16 protein-coding genes are annotated in these 14,754 nt (G+C 48.2%); 11 read left to right on the plus strand and 5 right to left on the minus strand.

Annotated elements, in window-relative coordinates; all coding sequences use genetic code 11:
- Positions 1 to 13 precede the first annotated feature (13 nt).
- The 4 genes from J3B89_RS10115 to J3B89_RS10130 form a co-directional block, all read right to left on the minus strand.
- Positions 14 to 982: an alpha-E domain-containing protein gene (locus J3B89_RS10115; protein WP_215397407.1), complete on the minus strand. Its 969-nt coding sequence runs from the start codon at positions 980 to 982 to the stop codon at positions 14 to 16.
- A 3-nt stretch (positions 983 to 985) separates the two neighbouring features.
- Positions 986 to 2,443 carry a circularly permuted type 2 ATP-grasp protein gene (locus tag J3B89_RS10120; RefSeq protein WP_215397409.1) on the minus strand — a complete coding sequence of 486 codons (1,458 nt, stop codon included), beginning with the start codon at positions 2,441 to 2,443 and terminating at the stop codon, positions 986 to 988.
- 193 nt (positions 2,444 to 2,636) lie between these two features.
- Positions 2,637 to 3,539, minus strand: a complete 903-nt coding sequence (locus tag J3B89_RS10125) for a sugar phosphate isomerase/epimerase family protein (protein WP_215397411.1) — start codon at positions 3,537 to 3,539, stop codon at positions 2,637 to 2,639.
- Positions 3,540 to 3,563: 24 nt separating this feature from the next.
- Entirely contained in the window at positions 3,564 to 4,577 is a 1,014-nt protein-coding gene (locus tag J3B89_RS10130) for a LacI family DNA-binding transcriptional regulator (protein WP_215397412.1), read from the minus strand.
- Between the two features lie 366 nt (positions 4,578 to 4,943).
- Between J3B89_RS10130 and J3B89_RS10135 the strand changes: the two genes are divergently transcribed.
- The 4 genes from J3B89_RS10135 (at position 4,944) to J3B89_RS10150 (ending at position 8,999) form a co-directional block, all read left to right on the plus strand.
- Entirely contained in the window at positions 4,944 to 5,843 is a 900-nt protein-coding gene (locus J3B89_RS10135; protein WP_215397414.1) for a hydroxypyruvate isomerase family protein, read from the plus strand.
- Positions 5,844 to 5,943: 100 nt separating this feature from the next.
- Positions 5,944 to 7,635, plus strand: coding sequence for a GMC oxidoreductase (locus J3B89_RS10140; protein ID WP_215397416.1), 1,692 nt, complete (start codon positions 5,944 to 5,946; stop codon positions 7,633 to 7,635).
- A gap of 1 nt (position 7,636) precedes the next feature.
- Positions 7,637 to 8,188 carry a gluconate 2-dehydrogenase subunit 3 family protein gene (locus tag J3B89_RS10145; RefSeq protein WP_215397418.1) on the plus strand — a complete coding sequence of 184 codons (552 nt, stop codon included), beginning with the start codon at positions 7,637 to 7,639 and terminating at the stop codon, positions 8,186 to 8,188.
- A 55-nt stretch (positions 8,189 to 8,243) separates the two neighbouring features.
- Entirely contained in the window at positions 8,244 to 8,999 is a 756-nt protein-coding gene (locus J3B89_RS10150) for a 3-keto-disaccharide hydrolase (protein WP_215397420.1), read from the plus strand.
- Between the two features lie 89 nt (positions 9,000 to 9,088).
- On the opposite strand, the gene fusA is transcribed toward J3B89_RS10150, so the two are convergent.
- Entirely contained in the window at positions 9,089 to 11,194 is a 2,106-nt protein-coding gene (gene fusA, locus J3B89_RS10155; RefSeq protein ID WP_433915366.1) for an elongation factor G, read from the minus strand.
- A 287-nt stretch (positions 11,195 to 11,481) separates the two neighbouring features.
- Between fusA and J3B89_RS10160 the strand changes: the two genes are divergently transcribed.
- The 7 genes from J3B89_RS10160 to tnpA all read left to right on the plus strand — a co-directional run.
- On the plus strand, positions 11,482 to 11,940 hold the full coding sequence (locus J3B89_RS10160) for a GNAT family N-acetyltransferase (protein ID WP_215397424.1): 459 nt from the start codon (positions 11,482 to 11,484) through the stop codon (positions 11,938 to 11,940).
- Positions 11,941 to 12,029: 89 nt separating this feature from the next.
- Complete coding sequence (locus tag J3B89_RS10165; RefSeq protein ID WP_215397426.1) at positions 12,030 to 12,242, plus strand: type II toxin-antitoxin system VapB family antitoxin; 213 nt, start codon at positions 12,030 to 12,032, stop codon at positions 12,240 to 12,242.
- Positions 12,235 to 12,576, plus strand: a complete 342-nt coding sequence (locus J3B89_RS10170) for a nuclear transport factor 2 family protein (RefSeq protein ID WP_215397427.1) — start codon at positions 12,235 to 12,237, stop codon at positions 12,574 to 12,576. Before J3B89_RS10165 ends, J3B89_RS10170 begins: the two co-directional genes overlap by 8 nt.
- A 356-nt stretch (positions 12,577 to 12,932) precedes the next feature.
- Positions 12,933 to 13,325, plus strand: coding sequence for a hypothetical protein (locus J3B89_RS10175; protein ID WP_215397429.1), 393 nt, complete (start codon positions 12,933 to 12,935; stop codon positions 13,323 to 13,325).
- 82 nt (positions 13,326 to 13,407) lie between these two features.
- Positions 13,408 to 13,848, plus strand: coding sequence for a hypothetical protein (locus tag J3B89_RS10180; protein WP_215397430.1), 441 nt, complete (start codon positions 13,408 to 13,410; stop codon positions 13,846 to 13,848).
- Positions 13,849 to 13,941: 93 nt separating this feature from the next.
- Positions 13,942 to 14,499, plus strand: a complete 558-nt coding sequence (locus tag J3B89_RS10185) for a hypothetical protein (protein WP_215397431.1) — start codon at positions 13,942 to 13,944, stop codon at positions 14,497 to 14,499.
- 94 nt (positions 14,500 to 14,593) lie between these two features.
- Positions 14,594 to 14,754, plus strand: a 161-nt coding sequence (tnpA, locus tag J3B89_RS21580; RefSeq protein ID WP_433915367.1) for an IS66 family insertion sequence element accessory protein TnpA, incomplete at its 3' end; no start/stop codon positions are given.

Raw genomic sequence — 14,754 nt, forward strand, 5'->3', positions numbered from 1 at the left:
CTGTGCGGTTTAATCAGGCTGAAAGCTGGGCTATGGCAGCGTTTTCTGCCGGTGTGGCTATCACTTTATGCAGGTTAATAATACCGGCCTGAATATGATCGATCAGCTGATGCAGCTGCTCTGTCGATAACTCGGTCAGCGGCCCGGTTTTTAACAGCGACTGCAGTTGATGCACCTGTTGCAAAATGCTGATGCTGTGCGGTAAACCTTTAGCCGACGCAGCAACACGGTTTAAACAATAGGCTATAGAGCGCGGAAAATCGGCATATGTCAGCAGGTAATCAATGGCATCGACATCTCCGCTTTGGTGTGCCAGATAATAATGATAAGACTCTATACCACCAAGGGCATTCAGAATAGAAGTCCAGCGAAACTTAGGCCGCTTAATCTGCGTAGGCTGCAGTTGTTGTAGCACCATTACATCCATAATGCGGGTTGTCATATCGGCCCGCTCTAAATGGCGGCCAATATTAAACAGGTCAAAGGCGTCGCTGCGCAGCATTACGCCGTCCAGCACTCCTACCACCATCTGACAGCGGCGGCTGACTTCCGTCATCAGGTTATAGCGCTGCTGCCGCCCGCCTGGTTGCTGGCAGTGCTGCTGTAGAAAGATATCGAGTTTATTCAGCTCTTCCCACATATCACGCGGAATAAGCTGGCGGATAGTACGTGCATTGTACTTAAGCTGGCTGCAGGTGTGCCGTATTGATACCGTGCTGGCACTGTTGCTGATCAAATGCGCCATAACGGCATATTCTATGCTGGCTTGCTCGGGTGTGGCGTCTGGCGGTAACTGATAGTTTGCCAGCGCGGTTTTACTGTCCAGCCCCATCACATCCAGTAATACCGGCCAGCTGAACTGGGTGTCTTTGTGGCTGTCAATTAACAGATGGCTGGTGGCGTTAACCAGCCGGGCGGTGTCGTCCAGCCGCTCCAGATAGCGGCCAAGCCAGAACATATTATCTACAGATTTCAGTAGCATGGTTTATACCTCATCGTTGATAATCCAGGTGTCTTTACTGCCGCCACCTTGTGACGAATTTACCACCAGTGAGCCGCGCTTCAGGGCTACCCGGCTTAAACCGCCGGTAGTGCAGTACAGCTCTTTACCCTGCAGAATAAACGGCCGTAAATCCAGATGGCGTGGCTCCAGCGCACCGTCGCACAGCGTAGGCGCGGTAGACAGGTTAAGTGTGGGTTGGGCAATAAAGTTACGCGGGTTGGCCTTAATGGCTTCGGCCATTTGTTGCTGCTCTGCCAGAGTAGAGCGCGGGCCAATTAAAATACCGTAACCGCCTGATTCATTAGCTGGTTTTACCACCAGTTTGTCCAGGTTTGCCAGCACATAGTTTTTTTGCTTCGGGTCCAGACATAAAAAGGTTTCAACATTATCAATCAGCGCAGCTTCACCCAGATAATACTGAATAATCTGTGGTACATAGGCGTAAATGACTTTGTCGTCTGCCACACCGGAGCCGGGGGCATTGGCAATAGACACATTGCCTTTGGCCCAGGCTTTAATCAGGCCGGCAATGCCCAGCACTGAGTCGGGCCGGAATGCCAGAGGGTCAATAAAAACATCATCGACGCGGCGGTAAATTACATCAACCCGCTGTTTACCGTGTAATTTCTTTAAATAGACAATGTCATCTTCTACAAATAAATCGGTGTTCTCTACCAGCTCAATGCCGGTTTGCTGCGCCAGAAAGCTGTGTTCAAAATAGGCTGAATTATAAATGCCCGGCGTTAGCAGCACTATGCAGGGGACATCGCTGTGGCGCGGCGACAGAGAAGCCAGCATACGCCACAGCTGATGCGGGTAGTCGTCTACCGGGTAAATGGTTGATTCAGCAAACAGCTCCGGAAAGACCCGTTTCATTACGGTACGGTTTTCCAGCATGTAAGACACACCGGACGGCACCCGCAGGTTATCTTCCAGCACCAGAAAGCGGCCATGGTCATCACGAACTAAATCGGTGCCGCAAATATTGGCCCAAACGCCAAAACGGGGCGAAATGCCCTGACATGGTGCAAGGTAATTGCGTGATTGCAGCACTAAATCGGCCGGTACTACACCGTCTTTCAGGATGCTTTGTTTGTTGTACAAGTCATCAATAAACAGGTTTAGTGCGGTTAAACGTTGTTTTAACCCCGTACTGGTGCTTTGCCATTCGGTGCTGGGGATAGTGCGCGGCATAACATCCAGCGGCCAGGCCCGGTCAATATTATCGCCGTCGCTGTATAGCGTAAAGCATACGCCCATATCGCTAATAGTTTGATTTAACTGCTCTTGTCGCTGGCACAGCTCAGTGGCGCCATGTTTATCAATAAAACGGGCAATGGCTGCCGCCACCGGCCTGATGCTGCCGTCGCTGCTAACCAGCTCATCAAAGCAGTTTTCGGTTAACGGGTAACCACCGCGGGTAAAGCTTTTTACACTCATCAGCAACTCCTTGCACCGCACAACAGACAGAATGCTGTTCATCACGGTTACTGAGCAAAGGTTGTGCCACTGCATGAACCGGATAAAAGTGTAGATAAAAAGTGCAGGTAAAAAATGCAAAAAAGCCCCGCCGGTTTGCACGGGCGGGGCTGTTGTAAGCGGGTTTACAAACCAATAGCTATGCAGTAAAGGTTCAGGCTAATAACGAGCTCAGGCTGCTAAAACCATGGCGTATGGTTTCAATTTTATTGTCTGTATGATCGCGCTCAACATAGGCATGCTTTAAACCTGCCTGGCTGGCTTTGGCAAAAATAGATTTAAAATCAATAACGCCTTTGCCTACGTCAGCAAAGTCGCCGTTGCTGTCCATATCTTTAACATGCCACAGCGGAAAACGGCCCGGGTGCTTAGCGATATAATCCAGCGGGTTTAGCCCGGCTTTAATCACCCAGTATAAATCCAGCTCCATTTGCACCAGCTTACTGTCGGTTTCATTCAGCAGCACATCGTAAGGCATGGCGCCTGACAGCTGAATAAATTCAAACTCATGATTATGATAAGCCAGCTGTAGCCCGGCGGCTTGTATACGCTCGCCTGCCTGGTTCAGAAACTCTGCCAGGGCTTTGTATTGATCTAACGTTTGCCGCTGTGCTTCATACAGATAAGGCAATACCAGATACTGGTGGCCCATTATCAAGGCTTGTTCTATCACGCCATCCAGGTTTTGTTGCAGTGCTTCTAACGGCTGATGACATGACGGTGCGCTAAGGCCTTCACTGTCGAGAATGTTTTTTAGCTGCTTTGCTGTCTGGTCAAAATAACCGGCAAATTCAACCTGGGTATAACCGACACCGGCCACCAGTTTTAATGTATCGGCGACGCTTTGTGCCATCAGATCGCGCAGCGTATATAACTGTAAACCGGGTACAACTTTAGCCGCTGCGGGTGTTGCTGCTAACGGCAACGATGTTAAACCCAGGCCTGTCATACCTAAACCGGCTACACCTAGACTCAGGGCGCCGAGTTGCAAAAATTGTCGTTTTTGCTTATCCGGCAGTTCCGGCTGTTGCCTAAAGGTTGAATTGTTGTATGACATCAGATACTCCTGCTCTGGTTAACGTTAGCCTGAACCTGCCGGAGCAGGGCCTGTGCTGTCGCGCTGAATAAGATCAAAAGGTAAAATAACTTTAGGCGCTTTACCCAAACGGCCGTCAAGTAAGTCAATTAACAGGCTAACTGCCGTGCTGCCAAACTCTTCTGCAGGTTGGGCTATTGTCGTCAGCGGAGGGTCGCTGAAAGCAGCAAAAGAAATATCATCAAAACCCGCTACCGAAACATCGCCGGGCACACTAAGGCCTGCCTGTTTGATGCCCTGTATTGCGCCTATTGCCATTTCATCGTTTTCACAAAATACCGCAGTAGGGGGCTTGGCTAAAGCCAATAATTCGGTAGCGGCTTTATGGCCGGATTGCAAAGTAAAATCGCCCGGATACAACAGGCTTTCATCAAAAGCGACGCCGGCGGCGTCTAATGCATCACGGTATCCGGCTACCCGGTCGCGGGTAAGCGGGCTGCGCGCCGGGCCTTTAATCATCGCAATACGTTTGTGGCCCAGTTGCAGTAAATGTTCCGTCATTGCGCAGGCGGCTGAGCGGTTGTCTAACAGCACGGTAGGGCAGGCTATACGGTCCAGCACTTCACAGGCATTTACCATAGGCAGTACACTGCCGGTTTTCATTTCCAACTGGGCAAAAGGGTTATGCGCCCGTAACTGAATTAAACCGTCGGCCTGTGAGGTATGTACCATACGGGCATAGCTTTGCTCCATGGCTTCATCTGCCAGAGTGTTACATAACAACAATGAATAACCTTTGTCATGTGCGGCTTGTTGCATGCCACTGATCACCCGGGCAAAAAATACGTTGGCAACAGTAGGCACCAGCACCACCAGATTACGGGTTTTACCGGAGCGAAACCGTACCGCCATCAGGTTTGGTTTGTAACCAAGCTGCTTTACGGCAGACAGCACTTTAGTGCGGGTTTTTAATGACACTAAATCAGGTTGCTGCAAAGCACGGGACACAGTGGCCACCGACACTCCGGCCAATTGTGCTACATCACGAATATTGGACATGGATAATTTTCATCTTATTAATGTATCCCGGATCTTATCTGGATATTCAACGGTGTGCACCTATCCCTTTAGGGGAGCCTGTCAGCTTATATTAATGTAACCGATATCATTTATAAGGTAATTTTTTACAAAAGTGAAGCCGACACCGGTAAAAAAATGGCCAGTGCTTTTGCTCTTTTTTGGTGGTGGCTTTTGCAGTGTTGCGCAAATAAAGTGCAATTTTTGCGGTGAATAACGGATTTTATATTGACGCAGCAAAATGTAATCCGTTACATTTTGCTGGTGCTTTAGTTTTGCACTAAGGTCAGTTTCTGAGCAGCGCCTTTAAAAAACCAGCCAAGCCGCGTTAAGCAGAGGATCAGCACGATGAAGCAGCAATTAGCCCGCCGCGAACTGTTAAAACAACTGGCCACCGGTGCACTTGGCGCTTCGGTATTGGGTTCAGGTTTATTGTTAAGCGGTGCAGTGCAGGCTGCGCCGGTCAGTGGTGCACTTAAAGGCAATATCCGCCATTCGGTCAGCCGCTGGACATACGGTGATTTATCAATAGAAGAGCTGTGTTTACTGGTTAAATCGTTAGGTTTTACTGCAATAGATTTAGTCGGGCCGCAAGACTGGCCGGTATTAAAAAAGCATGGCGTTGACAGCTCTATGTGTAACGGTGCAGAGCTGAATCTGGAAGATGGCTGGTCAGATCCCAAATTTCATCCTCAGCTAACAGAGCGTTACTTAAAGCATATAGATTTAGTGGCAGAGGCAGGTTACAAAAACCTGATTTGCTTTAGCGGCAATGCCCGCGGTATGGACAGAGAAACCGCATTACAACATGCCGTGCAGGGGTTAAAACAAATACTGCCACAGGCAGAAAAACGCGGTGTGGTGCTGCAAATGGAGCTGTTTAACAGCAAGGTGGATCATCCTGATTATCTGGCAGACAGCTCAGCCTGGGCCATTGAACTGTGTAAACGGCTGAACTCAGATAATTTTAAGCTGTTGTATGACATCTACCATATGCAAATTATGGAAGGTGACATTATCCGTACTATTAACAATAACCACCAGTATTTTGGCCACTATCACACTGCGGGCGTACCGGGGCGCCACGAAATTGATGATACGCAGGAACTGAACTATGCCGCCATAGCCAAAGCCATCCGGGACACCGGCTTTACCGGCTATCTGGCGCAGGAATTTATACCCACAGCAAAAACCAAAGCCGGCAGAGTACAGTCGCTGGCCCAGGCTATTGCTATTTGTGACGTTTAAAGCGGGACAAAACGGCCAGACCGTTTTGCCAATTATAATGAAAATAGTACTTTGTCTCTGACGTAAATCAGGGTATGAGGTTTCAACAGGGGGCAACAGCATGACAGTTGCGCAAAATCATTACGACGCCATAGTGGTTGGCTCCGGTATCAGCGGCGGCTGGGCCGCCAAAGAGCTGACCGAAAAAGGCCTGAAAGTATTATTATTAGAACGTGGCCGCGATATTGAACATATCAAAGGCTACACCAACGCCCATAAAGAAGCGTGGGACTTTCCGCACCGCGACAGACCAACAGAAAAAATGAAAGCCCTGCACCCGGTGCTTAAGCGGGATTATCCGCTAAATGAAAGCACCTACGGCATGTGGGCCAGCGATCAGGATTCGCCCTATGTCGAAATAAAGCGTTTTGACTGGTTTCGTGGTTACCATATGGGCGGGCGCTCGTTGTTATGGGGGCGCCAGAGTTACCGTTTAAACGAAGTTGATTTTGAAGCTAATTTACGCGAAGGCATAGCAGTAGACTGGCCAATCCGCTATGCCGACATCGCGCCATGGTACGACTATGTTGAACGTTTTGCCGGTATCTCCGGCAACCGCGACGGCCTGGATGTATTGCCAGACGGCCAGTACCTGCCGGCTTTTCCGCTTAATGTAGTAGAGCAGGCCGTGGCTGCACGGCTGAAAAAAGCTTTTGATGGCAACCGGCATCTGATCTGTGGCCGTACCGCTAATATTTCACAGCCAAAACCGGAACAAAACCGGGTGAATTGCCAGTACCGCAATAAATGCTGGCTGGGTTGCCCGTTTGGCGCTTATTTCAGTACTCAGTCTGCTACGTTGCCTGTAGCGCTGAAAACCGGCAATTTAACCGTGCGGCCGTTTTCTATTGTTACTCAAGTGCTATACGACAAAGATAAAAAACGCGCCCGTGGTGTTGAGGTGTTGGACAGCGAAACCAATCAAACCTATGAATTTACCAGTAAAATTGTGTTTTTAAATGCATCAGCGTTTAACTCTACCTGGGTGCTGATGAATTCCGCCACCGATATCTGGCAAGATGGTTTAGGCAGCAGCAGCGGTGAGCTGGGCCACAATGTGATGGACCACCACTTAAACGCCGGGGCTTTTGGTGAAATAGAAGGTTTTGACGACAAATACTATTTTGGCCGTCGTCCTACCGGTTTTTATATTCCGCGTTTTCGTAACTGGGGCACTGATAAACGTGATTACTTGCGTGGTTTTGGTTATCAGGGCGCGGCCAGCCGGCAGGGCTGGCAACGAAATGTTGCAGAAGTAGGTATTGGTGCCGATTTGAAAAACGCGCTGGCAGAGCCAGGCCCCTGGACTATCGGCATGAGTGGCTTTGGTGAAATTTTACCGGATCACAGTAATAAAATTTCGTTAGACCGCACAGTTAAAGATAAATGGGGCTTACCCGTATTAGCAATGGACGCAGAGCTTAAAGCCAACGAAATTAACATGCGTAAAGATATGATGCAGGATGGTATCGATATTCTTGAAGCGGGCGGAGCTAAAAATGTCAGAGGCTTTAACGGAGAATGCCACCCGGGTAAAGGGATCCATGAAATGGGCACCGCCCGTATGGGACGCGACCGAAAAACCTCTGTGCTTAATGGCTTTAACCAGGTATGGGATGCGCCTAATGTGTTTATCACTGATGGTGCCTGTATGACGTCAGCCTCCTGTGTTAATCCATCGTTAACCTATATGGCGCTAACGGCCCGTGCAGCGGCTTATGCCGTAGACGCGCTGAAAAAAGGAGAGCTGTAATATGGACAGGCGTGATCTGTTAAAAATGATTGCAGCCGCTACCGGCATGGCGATGGTAGGTGGTGATGTATGGGCTGCCGGGGTGAAATCAGCCGATGCCGGGACAGCGCTGTTTACAGCAGCTGATATTGCTTTTATGGATGAAATTGCCGAAACCATTTTGCCCAAGACCACTACGCCCGGTGCCAAAGATGCGGCTTGTGGTGCCATGATGGCAGTGATGGTAGCAGATTGCTATGAGCTGAAATACCAGACGGTATTTTTTGACGGCTTAAAAACAATAAAAAATTTGGCAAAACAACAGTTTGGCAAAGACTTTATGCAACTGAGCGCCGCACAAAAGCACCAGTTGCTGACTACGCTGGATCAGCAGGCAAAGCAAAGTATAAACAACCCGTTACCGCACTATTTTATTCTGATAAAACAGCTGACGTTAATGGTGTTTTTTACCTCGAAAGTAGGAGCTACAGAAGTACTGCGCTATGTTGCTATACCGGGCCGTTATGATGGTAATTTACCGTATAAAAAAGGTGATCGGGCCTGGGCAACCTGAGCCATTACTTTGTGTGTTTACAGACGGCTGTGGCCGCCTTTTTAAGGTATTAACTATGAATTATTTACTGTTCGGCACAGCGTTAGCTTTAACTACAGCTGCTATTGCAGATACAGAGCCCGGCAAACTCACAGAAGCGCAGCGCCATGCCTTGGCGGCTAAAACGGAAGTTTGGGCACCGGTGCCGCCAGTAGTTACTGCAACTGCAGGCCAGGTGCCGTCAGATGCAATACAGTTATTGGATCAAGACTTATCGCAGTGGCAATCGGTTAATACCGGTGCTAAAGCGCAGTGGGCTATGGCAGACGGTGTATTAACGGTTAAACCGGGTACAGGCGATATCCGTACTAAAGCATCGTTCTGTGATATTCAGCTGCATCTTGAATGGCGGGTTGGCAATGACCGGATGGATAAAGAAGGCCAGCTGCGCAACAACAGCGGCGTCTTCCTGCAGGAGCTGTACGAAATCCAGATTTTAGATTCATACCAGAATAACACCTACCCGAATGGTCAGGCCGCTGCCGTGTATAAACAAACTATACCACTGGTTAATGCCACCCGCCCGCCAGGCGAATGGCAACACTACGATATTATTTATACCGCGCCACGCTTTGATGGTGAACAACGTGTATCGCCGGGTTATGTTACCGTGCTGCACAATGGCGTGTTAGTGCAAAACCATACCGAAATTAGCGGTACCACTGAATGGATAGGCCAGCCGCAGGTAAAAGCCCACGGTTGCCTGCCACTGAAATTACAGGATCACGGTGATAACGTAAGTTTCCGTAATATCTGGCTAAGAAAGCTCTGACAAATTACCAATGCGCTTTTAATCTGATAGCGCTAATAAAAAAGCCCCGCTGGTTTACACCACGGGGCTTTTTACAACCGGCTTACTGCTTAGTTTTTAGCAGCGGCAGCTTTCTTTTCTTTTTCTTTGGCGATAACAGCATCAGCTACGTTAGTCGGGCACGGTGAATAGTGCGAGAACTCCATAGAGAACTGACCACGGCCAGAAGTCATAGTACGCAGAGTAGAGATATAACCAAACATCTCAGACAGTGGTACGTCACCTTTAATACGAACGCCTGTTACACCGGCTTCCTGGCCAGAGATCATGCCGCGACGACGGTTTAAGTCACCGATAACATCACCTACGTGATCTTCTGGTGTAAACACGTCAACTTTCATGATTGGCTCAAGCAGTTGTGCGCCGGCTTTCGGCATAGTTTGACGGAACGCGCCTTTAGCGGCGATTTCGAACGCGATAGCTGATGAGTCAACAGCGTGGAAACCACCGTCAAATACTTCAACTTCTACGTCTAATACCGGGAAGCCAGCCAGAGTACCGGTTGACATCATAGACTCGAAGCCTTTCTCGATAGCAGGCATAAACTCTTTTGGTACGCTACCACCAACAACGGTAGAGGTGAACTTAAAGCCTGAGTTTTGCTCGCCCGGACGAATGCGGTAGTCGATTTTACCGTACTGACCAGAACCACCAGATTGCTTCTTGTGGGTGTAGCTGTCTTCAACTTCACGGGTAATGGTTTCGCGGTAAGCAACCTGTGGCTGGCCTACAACTAATTCAACACCGTAAGTACGTTTTAAGATGTCTACTTTGATATCCAGGTGTAATTCACCCATACCTTTAAGGATAGTTTCACCTGAGTCCGGATCAGTTTCAACACGGAAAGTTGGATCTTCAGCTACCATCTTACCGATAGCGATACCCATTTTCTCAACAGAACCTTTATCTTTTGGTGTTACAGAGATAGAGATTACCGGCTCAGGGAATACCATTGGTTCAAGGGTACATGGGTGCTTAGGATCACACAGAGTGTGACCAGTCTGGGTGTTGTTTTTCAAGCCAACCAGCGCGATGATATCACCAGCCTGAGCGGTAGTCAGGTCGGTACGGTCATTAGCGTGCATCTCTACCATACGGCCGATACGCTCGGTTTTGCCGGTGAAAGAGTTCAGAACTGTGTCACCCTTGTTCAGCACACCAGAGTAGATACGGATAAAGGTCAGGGCGCCGAAACGGTCATCCATGATTTTGAATGCTAACGCGCGGAATGGCTCATCAGCAGAAACAATAGCGCTCTGGCCGGTTTCGTTACCTTCTTCATCGGTCAGTGGCTGAGGAATAACTTCAGTCGGGCTTGGCAGATAATCAACAACCGCATCCAGAACTAACTGCATACCTTTGTTTTTAAAGGCTGAACCACAGAACGTTGGGAAGAACGCCAGGTCACGGGTACCTTTACGGATACAACGCTTGATATCTTCGATTGAAGGCTCTTCACCTTCCATGTACGCCATCAGCAGGTCGTCGTCTTGCTCAACTGCAGTTTCGATCAGTTGCTGACGGTACATTTCAACGTCATCGGCCATATCGGCTGGTACATCAGTGATAGTGTAGTTTTCTGGTAAGCCTGTTTCATCCCAGATGTAAGCTTTTTGCGTTAACAGGTCAACCACACCTTTGAACGTGTCTTCACGGCCGATTGGTAACACCATGATCAGCGGGTTAGCACCCAGTACTTTCTTAACTTGTTCAGTAACGCGGATAAAGTCAGCGCCGATACGGTCCAGCTTGTTAACGAAGATCAGACGTGATACTTCAGCGTCGTTAGCATAGCGCCAGTTGGTTTCTGATTGTGGCTCAACACCACCAGAACCACAGAATACACCGATACCGCCATCTAATACTTTCAGTGAACGGTAAACTTCAACGGTGAAGTCAACGTGGCCCGGGGTATCGATAACGTTAAAGCGGTGGCCTTTCCAGAAACAGCTTACCGCTGCTGACTGGATAGTAATACCACGCTCGGCTTCCTGTTCCATAAAGTCGGTAGTAGATTCACCTTCGTGAACTTCACCTAACTTATGGATCTTACCGGTCAGTTTCAGGATACGCTCGGTAGTTGTGGTTTTGCCGGCATCAACGTGGGCGAAGATACCAATGTTTCTATATAAGGATAAATCTGCTGACATAGTAATCTCAATAAGCTAGGGTTTGAAAATAGTGCGGTAATATACAGGATTTCAAAACGTTTTGCAGGAAAAAAAATGTGCTCAGCGGCTAATTTTTTATCCCTGCTGTCAAAGCAGCCGTACAGCCGCTGCAAGCCAGTTTATTTATACCGGTTAGCTGCCAGTTGATGTTGCAGTGCGTACTAACGTTTGCTTAGTATCAGTTGCTTAGTATCAACTGCCAGCTATTAGCCGCTAAACAGGGCTTGCAGCGGCGCTAAAGCTTTATATCGCTATTCTCAGGTAGATTAACAATGAAAATTATTCCGGGCAGGCTGGATTCACCGGCAGTTATACAGTTATTACAGGGCCATTTAGACGATATGTATGCCACCTCGCCGCCAGAGAGTGTGCATGCGTTGGATATCAGCAAACTAAAAGCACCCGGCATCCGTTTTTGGGGCGCCTGGCAGGGCGAGGTGTTACTGGGTTGTGTAGCCCTTAAGCAGCACAGCAGCGATATGGCTGAAATAAAATCTATGCGCACCGCACCCGAAGCGCGGGGGCAGGGCATAGGCCGCGCTTTACTGCAGTTTTTGCTAATAGAGGCCAGCCAAAGCGGTATTAAGCAGCTTTATCTGGAAACCGGCGCAATGGATTTTTTCCTGCCAGCCCGCAGCTTGTACCAAAGCGCAGGCTTTACCTACTGCGGCCGCTTCGCCGATTACCCGGACGACCCAAATAGTATGTTTATGTGCAAAACGCTGGAGTAAGTCACTGCACGCGGTTAAATAACACATTGTAGTTGGTGAAGATGCTCATTTTGATGCAAGCTTATGTTTTATCTGATGCTGGAGGCAATATGCGTACCACAGTAACTATTGACGATGAGTTATATCAGCAAGCGCTGGCTTTGGCTGAGCCGGGTACAGACAAAGCCGGGCTATTTCGTGAAGCGATTAAAACCTATATTCGCGTGCAGGCAGGCCGCAGACTAGCGGCACTCGGCGGTACAACACCAGATATGCCGATACCCAAGCGCCGTTTTAGCATAGAGTTTAAACAACATGATTGACAGCACAGCCCCGGTACAACGCCAGTTGGACGCCTACAACGCTAAAGATCTCGCTGCTTTTGTCGCTTGTTATCACCCGGACATTGCCATTTACCGTATGCCTGCCACGCAACCATCGTTAAAAGGCCGCGCTGCGCTGGAAGCCTTTTATAAAACCGAGCGCTTTACCTTAGCTGCGCTGCGCGCCGAGGTGCTGCAGCGCATGGTAGTGGGTAATAAGGTTATCGACCATGAAAAGGTATACGGCATGGCCGAACAGCCATATGAGGTAATGGTGGTGTACGAAGTGCAAGATGGCCTGATAGTAAACGCCTGGTTTTATCCCGCCGGGTGAATAGCGGCTAAAGCGGCAGCGGTATTTCAACAGCCGACTATCGGCTTTGCTTGTATTGCTATTGAATAGCTTAAGTGAAAGTGATGTTTTGTGTTGTTATATACAGTACTATTTAAAATATCAGGCATTTCAGGTCAGATATCCTGTTAACATTGTGCATAAGCTAATTGCCGTCTTTATTTACATGCTATAGATTAGGTACTTATGGCAGTGAGTCGTAGAAATATAACGCACGGCCTCCGAAATATAACGCATGCTCGTTTTCCCGGTAGCTGAAAATACAAGTTTAATATTTATGGTTGTTTTTCAGTAAATTATCAATTTCTGTTTTCACTATAGGAACTTAGGAAACGAGCATGCTCAAGAATAAAATGTTAAGTGCCAATATGAATTCGTACTCTGAATTACTTGACTACATAGTATCTCTGGATTCTAAATATCAAGAGGTATGGGATAGTGAAGATAATTACCATCGAAATGACGATGGTGATTCGACAATGTGTGGGGTGTTGGCAGCGTTCGGGCAATATCTACAAAATCACCAAAACATAATGTCACTTCCTTACTTGGAATCATTATTTCAATTTATTGAAATTGAAGCAGACTCTCAAACTGACCTTGGTGGCTCGATCCGGGTTTGCTTTCTAGAAAATTTAAGTCATACCGAGGCAGGTAAAAAGCTAGAAAAGTATATGGGTAGCCGTACTTTTCATTACTACAACGGAGGCTCGTTCCCATGGAACACTTAACAAGCAAAGGCAGCATCGCCCTTCGGGCTGGACGCGCTATCGCGCGCCGCTGCTTTGGGCGTTATAAAACTCTGGAGAGCATGTGGTAATCGGCGAAGTAAACATTCAGACACTACTTGACGAGTTTTTAACCGAGCAAGCGCAACTTCTTAGAAATGACGCAAGCGAGCAAGCAATATCGCATCAATTAGCAATGAAACTTGCTCCGAATTTCCCCAATTGGGACATTGATTGCGAATACAATCGAAGAATGGATATTGTGAAAAGGCTGATATATGCGGTTAGTCCTACCGGGGAAGTCTGCGAGCGTAACGTAGTTCCGGATATTATTATTCATAGGCGCATGACAAACGATAATTTGTTGGCTATTGAAATTAAGAAGTCAACTAATCAAGAGCTTAGCTTTAAAGACTTGGCGAAGCTCGCTGCGTTTAGAGAGCAATTAGGCTACCAACATTCGTTGTTTATTCGTTTTAATACGGGGGTAAGCAGTGTCGGTATCGCTGAGCTTGATTGGCAGTAAGTTTTATAACAAGGCCAGGCACGGCGACGTCTTTTTCGTTGCGGCTTCGCCTTTACTACAAAGCCGCGCATGCTGGCGGCGTTAGGCATTTCTATGACAAAGTTTGAATGCATTCAGGCAAACATACCGGAAGGAACAATTCTTCCAGATGAACTTCGCAAAGTCTGCGACTACTTGGACAATACGGGCTATCCAATTAGCGGGTGCATGAAGATTAGGCCAGATGACTTTGGTGGAGTTAGAGCTTGGTTTGGTGATGACGATCTAATGACATCAAACTTTGCCTATTTTGGCGCAGGTCCTGACGGTTCAATACTTGCGTTCTGGCTACTAAATGGCAAGGACGCTACTCATGCGCCAGTTGTGCACCTCGGTTCAGAGGGAAGTAACAACGCTGTATTGGCTGCGGATTTTCATTCGTTCTTGCGCTTGTTCGGCATTGGCTACGATGAACTGGGCTTCGACGATTTACAAAAACCACCTGAAGATCCCGGCTCGGCAGCGAATTTTCGGGCTTGGCTTGACCGAGAGCTTGGAATAACTTGTCCTGAAGTCGGAGCTGAGATCGTCAGTGAAGCACAACGAATTTGCCCAAATGTGGAAGTAGCCATTGGCAGTTGGTACAAAAAGCGCTATGGCGAAAATGCCTAACATGTCGCTCAACCGTAAGCGTCCATTTTAGGACGTCCTATTCCCACTTAAGATCGCGCGATAAGCTGTGCACTCATCATAACAGGAGAGTGATATGGCAAAGCGAGCTTACCGCAACGCGGCACAATGGCAGCAATTAATCGACTTATGGCACACATCAGAGCTGAGCATCACTGAGTTTTGCCAAACCCATCAACTGAGCACCATGTCATTTTATAAATGGCGGCAACGCTTGGCTGAGCAAACTGAACAAGC

The sequence above is a fragment of the Rheinheimera oceanensis genome (assembly GCF_018831085.1).
GTDB lineage: Bacteria > Pseudomonadota > Gammaproteobacteria > Enterobacterales > Alteromonadaceae > Alishewanella > Alishewanella oceanensis.

What these genes read in the sequence shown, in the direction of transcription:
- J3B89_RS10150 (WP_215397420.1), top strand. Translation starts at nt 8,244, where the DNA reads ATGAATTATTTACTGTTCGGCACAGCGTTAGCTTTAACTACAGCTGCT.
- J3B89_RS10140 (WP_215397416.1), top strand. Translation starts at nt 5,944, where the DNA reads ATGACAGTTGCGCAAAATCATTACGACGCCATAGTGGTTGGCTCCGGT.
- J3B89_RS10185 (WP_215397431.1), top strand. Translation starts at nt 13,942, where the DNA reads ATGACAAAGTTTGAATGCATTCAGGCAAACATACCGGAAGGAACAATT.
- J3B89_RS10175 (WP_215397429.1), top strand. Translation starts at nt 12,933, where the DNA reads ATGCTCAAGAATAAAATGTTAAGTGCCAATATGAATTCGTACTCTGAA.
- J3B89_RS10120 (WP_215397409.1), bottom strand. Translation starts at nt 2,443, where the DNA reads ATGAGTGTAAAAAGCTTTACCCGCGGTGGTTACCCGTTAACCGAAAAC.
- J3B89_RS10115 (WP_215397407.1), bottom strand. Translation starts at nt 982, where the DNA reads ATGCTACTGAAATCTGTAGATAATATGTTCTGGCTTGGCCGCTATCTG.
- J3B89_RS10125 (WP_215397411.1), bottom strand. Translation starts at nt 3,539, where the DNA reads ATGTCATACAACAATTCAACCTTTAGGCAACAGCCGGAACTGCCGGAT.
- J3B89_RS10160 (WP_215397424.1), top strand. Translation starts at nt 11,482, where the DNA reads ATGAAAATTATTCCGGGCAGGCTGGATTCACCGGCAGTTATACAGTTA.
- J3B89_RS10130 (WP_215397412.1), bottom strand. Translation starts at nt 4,577, where the DNA reads ATGTCCAATATTCGTGATGTAGCACAATTGGCCGGAGTGTCGGTGGCC.
- J3B89_RS10165 (WP_215397426.1), top strand. Translation starts at nt 12,030, where the DNA reads ATGCGTACCACAGTAACTATTGACGATGAGTTATATCAGCAAGCGCTG.
- J3B89_RS10170 (WP_215397427.1), top strand. Translation starts at nt 12,235, where the DNA reads ATGATTGACAGCACAGCCCCGGTACAACGCCAGTTGGACGCCTACAAC.
- J3B89_RS10135 (WP_215397414.1), top strand. Translation starts at nt 4,944, where the DNA reads ATGAAGCAGCAATTAGCCCGCCGCGAACTGTTAAAACAACTGGCCACC.
- J3B89_RS10145 (WP_215397418.1), top strand. Translation starts at nt 7,637, where the DNA reads ATGGACAGGCGTGATCTGTTAAAAATGATTGCAGCCGCTACCGGCATG.